Genomic DNA, 10,940 nt, shown 5'->3' on the forward strand with positions numbered 1-10,940 from the left:
CCCCCACCCCTCGGCGCGCCGCCGCCCCCACGCCGCCACCCGCATCCCACACCCACGTTCCGTACCCCGGGACTCGCCCCCGGCACGCCGCCCTGCACCACCGTCCGGCCGCCGCGCCCGGGCACCCGCGTTCCGTACCCCGGGACTCGCCCGGTTGCGCCGATTGATGAGGGTATGTCGGTGACTTCCCTATGCTGGCGCAATGACCCGAATCGTGGCAGTGACGGGCGTGGTGCCGCCGCACCGTTACCGGCAGCAGGAGCTGGCGGAGGCGTTCGCGGCGGCGCTCCGGTTACCGGCCGACAGTAGCCGCGCGGTGCTCGACCGGGTGCACGCCTCGGCCGGGGTGGATACCCGTCATCTGGCGCTCCCGCTCGCCGACTACGCCGCCCTGAGCGGTTTCGGCCAGGCCAACGACGCGTACCTCGCCGCCGCGCTGGACCTCGGCGAGCAGGCGGTGACCACCGCGCTGGCGGCGGCAGGCCTCCCGGCCGACGCGGTGGACCTGGTGATCTCCACCTCCGTCACCGGGATCGCCGCCCCGTCGCTGGAGGCCAGGCTGGCCGGGCGGTTGGGCCTGCGCCCGGACGTCCGGCGGCTCCCGGTCTTCGGCCTCGGCTGCGCGGCCGGCGCGGCCGGGCTGGGACGGCTGCACGACTTCCTGGCCGGGCACCCGGACGGCGTGGCGCTGCTGCTCTCCACCGAGCTGTGCTCGCTGACCCTGCAACGCTCGGACGGTTCGCCGGCGAACCTGGTGGCCGGCGCCCTGTTCGGCGACGGCGCCGGGGCGCTGCTGGCCGTCGGCCCCGAGCACCCCGCACACGGCACCGCCCCGGGCCCGGCCGTCGTCGCCGCCCGCAGCCGGCTCTACCCCGGGACCGAGCAGCAGCTCGGCTGGGACATCGTCGACAGCGGCTTCCGGATCGTACTCGGTGCCGAACTCCCCGCCCTGGTACGGCTGCACGTCGCCGAGGAGGTCGAGGGGTTCCTGGCCGCACACGACCTCAAGCCCGGTGACATCGGCGCCTGGATCTGCCACCCGGGCGGCCCCAAGGTGCTGGACGCCCTCGCCGGCGCCCTCGCCCTGCCGGACACCGCACTGGAGTTGAGCCGCCGTTCGCTCGCCGCCGTCGGCAACCTCTCCTCCGCCTCGGTCCTGCACATCCTGCGCGACACCCTCGCCCTGCGTCCCCCGCAGCCGGGCACGTACGGGCTGATGCTGGCGCTCGGCCCCGGCTTCGCCTCCGAACTCGTCCTCCTGCGCTGGTAGGGCCCGCCGATGAGCATGTCCGCGTACACCGTCCTGATCCTGCTGGTCGCCGTCGAGCGGCTGGCCGAACTGGTCGTCGCCCGCCGCAACGCCCTGTGGAGCATCGCCATCGGCGGCACCGAGTACGGCCGCGGCCACTACCCGGCGATGGTGCTGCTGCACACCTCGCTGCTGCTCGGCTGCCTGCTCGAACCCGCTCTCGCCGACCGGCCGTTCCTGCCCGCGCTGGGGTGGCCGATGCTCGCGGTGGTGCTCGCCGCACAGGGGCTGCGCTGGTGGTGCATCGCCACCCTCGGGCCGCGCTGGAACACCCGGGTGATCGTGGTCCCGGGGCTGCCGCTGGTGGCCGCCGGCCCGTACCGGTGGCTCCGTCACCCCAACTACCTGGCGGTGGTGGCAGAGGGCCTGGCCCTGCCGCTGGTGCACAGCGCCTGGCTGACCGCGTTCGGCTTCACCGTGCTGAACCTGGCCCTGCTGCGGGTCCGGATCCGCTGCGAGGAGCAGGCGCTGAGCACCGCCCGCCCGGCGGTGGCCACGTGATCGACCTGCTGGTGGTGGGCGGCGGCCCGGCCGGGCTGGCCACCGCGATCCGGGCCGCCGGCGCGGGCCTGCGGGCGGTGGTCGCGGAACCGCGGCCCGCACCAGTCGACAAGGCCTGCGGGGAGGGGCTGATGCCGTCCGCCGTCGGCGCCCTGGACGAGCTCGGGGTCCGGGTGTCCGGGCACCCGCTGCGCGGCATCCGCTACCTGGACGCCACGACCGGGCGCGGCGCCACCGCCGAGTTCCGCGGCGGCCCGGGCCTCGGGGTGCGCCGGACCGCCCTGCACACCGCGCTCGCCGAACGGGCCGCCGAGCTGGCGGTACCCGTACTGCCCGTCCAGGTCCGGGAGTTCCAGCAGGGCCGGTTCACCGTCACCGCGGCCGGGCTGACCTGCCGCCATCTGGTCGCCGCCGACGGCCTGCACTCGCCGGTCCGCCGCGCCCTCGGCCTGCACCGCCCGCCCGGCCCCGCCGCACCGCCGGCCCGGTACGGGCTGCGCCGGCACTACCGCCTCGCGCCGTGGAGCGACCTGGTCGAGGTGCACTGGTCGCCGCAGGCCGAGGCGTACGTGACGCCGCTCGCGCCGGACCTGGTCGGCGTCGCGCTGCTCACCGCCGACCGGGCGCCCTACCAGGAGCAGCTGGCGCGCTTCCCGGTACTGGCGGGCCGGCTGGCGGGCGCCGCCGCCTGCACGCCGGTGCGGGGCGCCGGGCCGCTGCGCCAGCGGGTCCGGGCCCGGGTGCACGGGCGGGTGCTGCTGGTCGGCGACGCGGCCGGCTACCTGGACGCGCTCACCGGTGAGGGGGTCTCGGTCGCCCTGGCATCGGCGCAGGCGCTGGTGCGGTGCGTGGCCGCGGGCCGCCCGGCCGACTACGAACGGGCCTGGCGGCGCGCCTCGCGCAGCTACCGGCTGCTGACCGGATCGCTCCTGTGGGCCCGTCAGCAGCCGCTGCTGGCGCAGCGGATCGTCCCGGCCGCGGTCCGGCTGCCCGGCCTGTTCCGGGCCGGGGTCAACCTGCTGGCCTGACCCCCGCCGGCCGGCCACCCGGGCCGGGCGGATAGGTCACCAGGTCACCAGGTCACCGGCAGGGTCCGCAGGCCGCGGACCACCGAGTCGGCCCGGGTCTCGACCTCCTCGAACGGCACCGCCAGCCGCAGGCCGGGCAGCCGCCGCAGCAGCGTCCCGAGCGCGATCTGGAGTTCGGCGCGGGCCAGCGGCTGCCCGAGGCACTGGTGGATCCCGAAGCCGAACGCGAGGTGGCGCCGGGCATCCCGGGTGACGTCCAGCTCGTCACCGCCGTCGAACAGCTCCGGGTCCCGGTTGGCGGTGGACGGCATGGCCAGCACCCCCTCGCCCGCCCGGATCAGGGTGCCGTCCAGGTCGACGTCCTCCACCGCCACCCTGGGGATGCCCAGGTGCACGATGGTCAGGTAGCGCAGCAGTTCCTCGACCGCGCCCTTCATCAACTCCGGCTCGGCCCGGAGCAGTTCCAACTGCTGCGGGTTCTGCAGGAGTGCCAGGGTGCCGAGCGCGGTCATGTTGGCGGTGGTCTCGTGTCCGGCGACGAGCAGCAGCAGGCCCATGGCGGCGGCCTCGGCGTGGGTCAGCTCGTCGCGGGCGACCAGCCGGCTGAGCACGCCGTCGTCGGGCTCGCGCCGCTTGCGGTCGGCGAGGTCGGCCAGGTACGACGTCAGGGCATCCTGCGCCGCCGCGACCTGCTCGGTGTCCGCCCCGGTGTCCAGCAGGACCCGGCTGTTGGCCTGGAAGAACTCGTGGTCGGCGTAGGGGACGCCGAGCAGCAGGCAGATGACCAGCGAGGGCACCGGCAGGGCGAACTCCGCCACCAGGTCGGCGGGCCCACCCTTGGCGATCATGCGGTCGAGCGCCTCGTCGACGATCTGCTGGATCTGCGGGCGCAGCGCCTCCACCCGCTTGATGATGAAGTCGCCGGTGAGCATGCGGCGCTGGCGGGCGTGCTCGGGGTCGTCCAGGCGCAGGAAGGTGGGGGTGCTGCGGATGACCAGGTCGCGCCGGCCGGGGAAGAGGAACGGGAAGCCGGGCTTGCGGGCGTCGGCGCTGAAGCGCCGGTCGGCGAGGACCGCCCGGGACTGCTGGTAGCCCGTCAGCAGCCAGCAGGGTGTGTCGTCCCAGAGCGTGACCCGGGTGACCGGGGAGACCAGGTGGGCCTCCTGGTAGGCGGGCGGCGGGTCGAACGGGCAGCGTGCCTGGGCGGCCGGAACGGCGAGGGCGTCGGGAGCGGCGGTGGTGGAGGCGGTGGTGGCGGTGACGGTGGTGCTCTCGGTGATGGAGGGTGCGTCGGTGGTCATGCGGCTGTGCTCCTTCCAACAGGGTGGAGTCCGGCCGGTCCGGGGATCGGGGTCGGGCCCGGGTCAGCCGGCGTCGCCGTGCACGGTGATGGCGTTGCCGGGGCAGAGCGCGGCCGCGAGGCGGACGTCGGCGGTGAGGGTGGCCGCCGGGCGTTCCTCCAACAGCCGGACGAGCCCGTCGTCCTCGCCCTGGTCGAAGACGGCGGGGGCGGTCAGTACGCACTGGCCGGATCCGCAGCAGCGGTCCTGATCGATGATCACCTGCATGGCGGCACCTCGGTCCGGTGGGGTGAATCGGTTTCGCAAGGCAACCATTTCACCGTAGCCCAGATCCGGTCCGCACACGAAGGTCCGTTCGCGGACCATCCCGAGTTGGCCGAAAAACCCTCCCCCGAAGGGATGAACGGGCGTCAGCTCCGGCCCGGTTCGGGCCCCGCGGGGTCGACCGGTTCCTCGGCCAGCAGCTCCAGGACCGGCAGTGCGGCCAACAGGGCCTCCCGCCGGTCGGGGCCGAGCGCCCGGACCCGTTCGGCGAGCAGTTGGGCCCGCTCCTCCCGGATCCGGTCGATGGTCTCCCGGCCGTGCGCGGTGAGGGTGATCAGCGCGGAGCGGCGGTCCTGCGGGTCCGGCTCCTTGGCGATCAGGCCGTCGGCGTGCAGCGGCGCCAGCGTGCGGATCATGGACGGGGCCGCGACCCGCTCGCGGCCCGCCAGGTCGACCAGCCTGATCGGGGCGTGCGCCTCGATCCGGGCGAGCGCGGAGAGCTGGGCGAAGGTGAGGTCGAGCCGGCTCGACGCCTGCACCATCTGCCGGTGCAGCCGGGAGACCGCGAGGCGCAGCCGGGCCAGATCGGCCGCGGACAGGTTCGGGTCGGCCGCGGGCAGGTTCGGGTCGGTCGCCATGGGCCGCGGGCTCCTCAGTCTCGCCGGGTGGTGCCCGCCGCCGCCTGGGCCGGGCCGTCCGCCGCCTTCACGGTACCCGCCGCCCCGGCCCGGCCCGCCGGCCGGTCCTTGACCAGCGAGGCGAGCGCGCCGAGCAGCGACAGCCCGATGGCGAACCAGAAGACCACCACCAGGCCGTCGTGGAAGGGGCCGGCGATCAGCTGCGGGAAGAACTCGCGGCCGGTGAGGGTCTGCGCGTTGCCGGGCGGCAGCGAGCCGAGCAGGTCGGGGCCGAGCAGTTCGCGGACCGGGTTGTAGCCGAGGAAGGCGGCGAACAGGGTGCCCACCGGCGGGAGTCCGGCGATCGTGTGGGCGGCCGGGGCCGGGACGCCCTGGGCGGTCAGCCCGTTGTTCAGCCCCTCGGGGAGCGAGCCGGCCAGGCCGGCCACCATCAGCGAGAAGAAGATGCCGATCGACAGCACCATGCCGGCGTTCTGGAAGGTGGCGCGCATGCCGGAGGCGGCGCCGCGCGCGTCGGCCGGCACGCTGGACATGATCAGCGAGGTGTTCGGGGCCGCGAACAGGCCACCACCGAGGCCGTTCAGCAGGATCAGGAAGGCGAACCAGGGGTAGCCGAAGTCGGTCGGCAGGAGCAGCAGTCCGGCGAACGAGAGCGCCATCACCACCAGGCCGCCCGCCGCGAACAGCCGGGCGCCGTACTTGTCCGACAGGTGCCCGGCGACCGGGCCGGCGATCAGGAACCCGACCGTCAGCGGGACCATGTAGATGCCGGCCCACAGCGGCGTGGACTCGTACTGGTAGCCGTGCAGCGGGAGCCAGATGCCCTGCAGCCAGATGATCAGCATGAACTGGAGTCCGCCGCGGGCGATCGATCCCAGCAGGGTGGCCGCGTTGCCGCTGCTGAACGCGGCGTCGCGGAACAGCCTCAGCGGGAACATCGGGTCGGCCACCCGGCGCTCGATCAGGCAGAACAGCGCCAGCACGGCCGTGCCGCCGATCAGTCCGGCCAGCACCCACGGGTTGCTCCAGCCCATGGTGTGGCCGCCGTACGGCTGGATGCCGTAGGTGATCCCGGCGAGCAGGGCGGTCAGGCCGACGGCGAAGGTCAGGTTCCCCCACCAGTCGATCCGGGCCGGGCGCCGCACGCCGGTGTCGCGCAGCGAGCGGTACGCCCACAGGGTGCCGAGCAGGCCGATCGGCACGTTGACCCAGAAGATGGAGCGCCAGTTCCACTCGGCCAGCACGCCGCCGAGCACCAGGCCGATGAACGAACCGGCGATGGCCGCCACGATGTTGACGCCGAGCGCGGTACCGCGCCGGTGGGCGGGGAAGGCGTCGGTGATGATCGCCGCGCTGTTGGCCATCAGCATCGAGCCGCCGACCGCCTGGGCCACCCGCCAGCCGATCAGCCAGAGTGCTCCCCCGCCGCCGGACATCGGGTCGAGCGACAGGGCGACCGAGGTCAGGGTGAAGATCAGGAAGCCGGCGTTGTAGATCCGGACCCGGCCGTAGATGTCGCCGAGCCGGCCGAGGGTGACCACCAGGACGGCGGTGACCAGCATGTAGCCCATCAGCATCCAGAGCAGGTAGCTGACGTTGCCGGGCTCCAGCGGGTTGAGGCCGATGCCGTTGAAGATCGCCGGGAGTGAGATCAGCACGATCGAGCTGTTGATCGTCGCCACCAGCGTGCCCAGCGTGGTGTTGGACAGCGCGATCCACCTGTAGCGCGTGTCGCCGTCCGGCACGGTACGCATCCGACTCTCCCCATCCCAGATAGTTAGCTTCCGCTAGCTAACTATCTTCCCGCCGACCCGCGCCCCCGGCAAGGCCCGTCCGGTCACGGTCCGGCCAACGAGCACCGGCCGCTGCCCGGCCGGCCGGCCGCTTGGACCTAGGCCCGTCCGGCCGTCGGGCCCGTACCGCGCTGCCGGTAGCACAGCTCCGGGCGGCCGACCTGCCCGTACTGCGGCTCCCGGACCGCGAACCCGGTCTCCACCAGGTGCTCCAGGTAGCGCCGCGCGGTGATCCGGGACACCCCGGCGGCGGCCCCCGCGGCCGCCGCCGACAGGCCGGTGGCGGACTCCCGCAGCACCCCGGCGACGGCCTCCAGGGTGGGCGCGCTGAGCCCCTTGGGGAGCGCGGCCCGCTCGGGCGTGCGCAGCAGGGCGAAGGCCTGGTCGACCTCGTCCTGGCCGGTGGCCTCGCCGGCCCGGCCGAGGCTGTCGCGGTAGCGCGCGTAGCTCTCGAGCCGGTCGGTGAGCGCGGCCGCGCCGAACGGCTTGAGCAGGTACTGGACCACGCCCGCCGACACCGCCTGCCGGACCATCGTCAGGTCGCGCGCCGAGGTGACCGCGATGACGTCGGTGGGGTGGCCGGCCGCCCGTAGCGTCCGGCACAGCCGCAGGCCGTGACCGTCCGGCAGGTAGAGGTCGAGCAGCATCAGGTCGACCGGCGTCCCCTCGGTCCGCGCCCGGTCGAGCCGGCGCAGCGCGTCCGCGCAGCTGTGCACGGTGTCGGCGACCCGGAAGCCCGGGGTGCGGCCGACGTAGAGGGTGTGCGCGGCGGCGGCGACCGGGTCGTCCTCGACCACCAGGACGGAGATCATCCGACCGGTTCCCGGCTCAAGGGGAGTCGTACGGTGAGCACCGCGCCGCGTTCGCGGCCGAGTTCGACGGTGCCGCCGTTGCGGCGGGCGGTCTGGGCGACCAATGCCAGGCCGAGGCCCCGGCCGTGCTGCTTGGTGGTCCAGCCCCGGCGGAACACCTCCTCGGCGGCGTCCGGGTCGATGCCCGCGCCGGTGTCGGCGACCCGGAGCAGCAGTTCGCCGTCGCGGGCGAGGGCGGTGACGGTGACCTCGGGCGGGCCGGCGCGGCGGGCGGCGTTCTCGATGGCGGCGTCCACCGCGTTGTCGATCAGGTTGCCGAGCAGGGTGACCAGGTCGCGCGGGGCGAGGGCGGCGGGCAGCACGCCGTCGTCGATCCGGCTGTCCTCGGTGAGGGTGAGTTCCACGCCACGTTCGGCGGCCTGGGCGGCCTTGCCGAGCAGCAGGGCGGCCAGCACGGGCTCGCCGAGGGCGGCCACCACGCGGTCGGTGAGCCGCTGGGCGAGGGCGAGTTCGGCGGTGGCGAACTCCACCGCCTCGCGGTGGCGGCCGAGTTCGATCAGCGAGACCACGGCGTGCAGCCGGTTGGCTGCCTCGTGCGCCTGCGCGCCGAGCGCCTCCGCGAAGCCCCGGACCGAGTCCAGTTCCCCGGTGAGGCCCTGGAGTTCGGTGTGGTCCCGGAGGGTCACCACGGTGCCCAGGCCCGGGCCGACGGCCGAGGTGTTGAGCAGTACCACCCGTTCGGCGGTGAGGTGCACCTCGTCGCGGACCGGGGCCGGGGCCAGCAGGGCGCGGGTGAGCGAGTCGGGCAGGCCGAGGGTGTCCACCGCGGACCCGGCCACCCCGTCGGTGAGGCCGAGCAGTTCGCGGGCGGCGTCGTTGCAGAGCAGCACCCGGTGCGCGGTGTCCAGCAGGACCAGCCCCTCGCGGACCGAGTGCAGGGTGGCCTGGTGGTAGTCGTACAGGTGGCTGAGTTCGGCCGCGCCCATCCCGTGCGTGTGGCGGCGCAGCCGGACGGTGACCAGCGCGGTACCGGCGGCGCCGAGCGCGAGCGCGGCCAGGGCGACGCCGGCCAGCGCGAGCACCGGCCCGCGCAGCTGGTCACTGATCGCGTCGACCGTGATGCCCGCACTGACCAGGGCCACCACGTGCCGCTGATCGTCGAGGACGGGTGCCACCACCCGCACCGAGGGGCCGAGCGTGCCGGTGTACGTCTCCGGGAAGACCTCCCCCGCCAGCGCCCGGTCGATGTGGCCGAGGAACGGGCGGCCGATCTGCGCCGGGTCGCGGTGCGCCCAGCGGATGCCGCTGGTGTCCATCACGGTCACGAAGTCCACCCCGGTCTCCCGGCGGACCTGCTCCGCGTACGGCTGGAGGACGGCCGAGGGGTCGGGGGCGGCGGCGGCCTCGCGGACCGTCGGGGCGTCCGCGACGCTGACGGCCACGGCCCGGACCCGGCCGAGCGCGGCCTGTTCGGCCCGGTCCGCCGTGAACAGGTAGGCCAGCACCGCGCCCCCGGCCACCACCCCCGCCACGATCACCACCTGCACCAGGAACAGCCGTCCGGCCAGGCTGCGCGTACGGCGGCGCGGCGGGCGGGCGGGGTGCGGGGTCATGCCGGACAGTCTGCCCTGCCGCCCGCCGCGGGCAAGGGGTGCAGCGGTGTGAACTCTATGAACGCAAACGTGACGGCCGTCACCCCGGCGCCCATAGTCGGATCGGCCCTCCACCCGGGCCGCCAGGAACCGCAGGACCCGCAGGGCGAAGGAGCCGCAGGATGACGACCTCAGGAACAGACCGGAGCGACCGGACCGCCGGGCCCGGCCGAGCCGTCCGGACCGGAAGATCCGACCGCACCCACTACCTCTACCTCGCGGTGATCGCCGCCGTGGTCGGCGGCGTGGTGCTCGGGCTGGCCGCGCCCGACGCGGCGGTCGAGCTCAAGCCGGTCGGCACCGGCTTCGTCAACCTGATCAAGATGATGATCAGCCCGGTGATCTTCTGCACCATCGTGCTCGGTGTCGGCTCGGTGACCAAGGCCGCCAAGGTCGGCCGGGTCGGCGGCCTGGCGCTCGGCTACTTCCTGCTGATGTCGACCGCGGCGCTCGGCATCGGCCTGCTGGTGGGCAACCTGATCGACCCGGGATCCGGCCTGCACCTGACCGCCGCCCTCGCCAAGTCCGGCCACGCCCAGGCGGCCACCGGCGCCGCCACCGGCACCGCGGACTTCCTGTTCGGGATCATCCCGACCACGGTGTTCTCGGCGCTCACCGAGGGCAAGGTGCTGCAGACCCTGCTGGTCGCCCTGCTGGCCGGGTTCGCCCTGCAGGCCATGGGCCCGGCGGGCGCACCGGTGCTGCGCGGGGTCGAGCACCTTCAGCGGCTGGCGTTCCGGATCATGTCGATGATCATGTGGCTGGCCCCGGTCGGCGCCTTCGGCGCGATGGCCGCGGTGGTCGGCGCGACCGGGACGGCGGCCCTGAAGAGCCTCGCGATGATCATGATCGGGTTCTACACCACCTGCGTGATCTTCGTGGTGGTGGTGCTCGGACTGCTGCTGCGGCTGGTCGCGGGCGTCAACGTGTTCGCCCTGCTGCGCTACCTCGGCCGCGAGTTCCTGCTGATCCTCTCCACCTCCTCCTCGGAGAGCGCACTGCCGCGCCTGATCGCCAAGATGGAGCACGTCGGCGTGAGCCGGCCGGTGGTCGGCATCACCGTCCCGACCGGCTACAGCTTCAACCTGGACGGCACGGCGATCTACCTCACGATGGCGTCGATCTTCATCTCCGAGGCGCTCGACAAGCCGATGCCGCTCGGCCAGCAGCTCTCCCTGCTGCTCTTCATGGTGATCGCCAGCAAGGGCGCGGCCGGCGTCACCGGCGCGGGCCTCGCCACCCTGGCCGGCGGGCTGCAGTCCCACCGGCCCGAACTGGTGGACGGCGTCGGGCTGATCGTCGGCATCGACCGCTTCATGTCGGAGGCCCGCGCGCTCACCAACTTCGCGGGCAACGCCGTCGCCACCGTCCTGATCGGCCACTGGACCAAGGAGCTCGACCACGACCGGCTCCGCGAGGTGCTCGCCGGACGCCTGCCGTTCGACGAGACCACGCTCGTCGACACCGGCCACGACGGCGCAGGCGGGCACGGCACCGACGACGGCACCGGCGGCGGCCACGGCCACCGTGGGGGCGGCGCCGATGCGGTGGAGGTACCGGCACAGCCGGGCGGGCCCGGCCTGGAGAAGGCCGGCGCCTGATCCCGGCGCCCGGCCCCGCCGCACCTGCGGCCCGTACGCGC

10 protein-coding genes are annotated in these 10,940 nt (G+C 74.3%); 4 read left to right on the forward strand and 6 right to left on the reverse strand.

Going from position 1 to position 10,940, the window contains the following annotated elements; all coding sequences use genetic code 11:
* The first annotated feature begins 202 nt into the window (after window positions 1–202).
* Genes AA75_RS06595 through AA75_RS06605 form a run of 3 tightly spaced genes read left to right on the forward strand, consistent with a single transcriptional unit; the run spans window position 203 to window position 2,838 of the window.
* Entirely contained in the window at window positions 203–1,270 is a 1,068-nt protein-coding gene (locus AA75_RS06595) for a type III polyketide synthase (protein ID WP_033818838.1), read from the forward strand.
* A gap of 15 nt (window positions 1,271–1,285) precedes the next feature.
* Window positions 1,286–1,810: an isoprenylcysteine carboxyl methyltransferase family protein gene (locus tag AA75_RS06600; protein WP_033818843.1), complete on the forward strand. Its 525-nt coding sequence runs from the start codon at window positions 1,286–1,288 to the stop codon at window positions 1,808–1,810.
* Window positions 1,807–2,838, forward strand: a complete 1,032-nt coding sequence (locus tag AA75_RS06605) for an NAD(P)/FAD-dependent oxidoreductase (RefSeq protein ID WP_033818839.1) — start codon at window positions 1,807–1,809, stop codon at window positions 2,836–2,838. The genes AA75_RS06600 and AA75_RS06605 overlap by 4 nt, the downstream gene beginning before the upstream one ends.
* Before the next feature lie 44 nt (window positions 2,839–2,882).
* Here the strand turns inward: AA75_RS06605 and AA75_RS06610 are convergent, their stop codons facing one another.
* The 6 genes from AA75_RS06610 to AA75_RS06635 all read right to left on the reverse strand — a co-directional run bounded on the left by AA75_RS06610 (window position 2,883) and on the right by AA75_RS06635 (window position 9,259).
* Entirely contained in the window at window positions 2,883–4,139 is a 1,257-nt protein-coding gene (locus AA75_RS06610) for a cytochrome P450 (protein ID WP_051811937.1), read from the reverse strand.
* Between the two features lie 63 nt (window positions 4,140–4,202).
* The gene (locus AA75_RS06615) at window positions 4,203–4,406 is read right to left on the reverse strand and encodes a ferredoxin (protein WP_033818840.1); all 204 of its coding nucleotides are present in this window, start codon (window positions 4,404–4,406) and stop codon (window positions 4,203–4,205) included.
* A gap of 143 nt (window positions 4,407–4,549) precedes the next feature.
* The gene (locus tag AA75_RS06620; protein WP_051811938.1) at window positions 4,550–5,041 is read right to left on the reverse strand and encodes a MarR family winged helix-turn-helix transcriptional regulator; all 492 of its coding nucleotides are present in this window, start codon (window positions 5,039–5,041) and stop codon (window positions 4,550–4,552) included.
* Between the two features lie 14 nt (window positions 5,042–5,055).
* Entirely contained in the window at window positions 5,056–6,795 is a 1,740-nt protein-coding gene (locus AA75_RS06625; RefSeq protein WP_051811939.1) for an MFS transporter, read from the reverse strand.
* A 137-nt stretch (window positions 6,796–6,932) separates the two neighbouring features.
* On the reverse strand, window positions 6,933–7,646 hold the full coding sequence (locus AA75_RS06630) for a response regulator (RefSeq protein WP_033818841.1): 714 nt from the start codon (window positions 7,644–7,646) through the stop codon (window positions 6,933–6,935).
* A complete protein-coding gene (locus AA75_RS06635) occupies window positions 7,643–9,259 on the reverse strand; it encodes a sensor histidine kinase (RefSeq protein WP_033818842.1) in 1,617 nt (538 codons plus the stop codon). Before AA75_RS06635 ends, AA75_RS06630 begins: the two co-directional genes overlap by 4 nt.
* A 161-nt stretch (window positions 9,260–9,420) precedes the next feature.
* On the opposite strand from AA75_RS06635, the gene AA75_RS06640 reads away from it, so the two are divergent.
* Window positions 9,421–10,899, forward strand: a complete 1,479-nt coding sequence (locus AA75_RS06640) for a cation:dicarboxylase symporter family transporter (protein ID WP_082526303.1) — start codon at window positions 9,421–9,423, stop codon at window positions 10,897–10,899.
* The last annotated feature ends 41 nt before the right edge of the window (window positions 10,900–10,940 follow it).

The sequence above is a fragment of the Kitasatospora sp. MBT63 genome, assembly GCF_000710465.2.
Lineage (GTDB): Bacteria > Actinomycetota > Actinomycetes > Streptomycetales > Streptomycetaceae > Kitasatospora.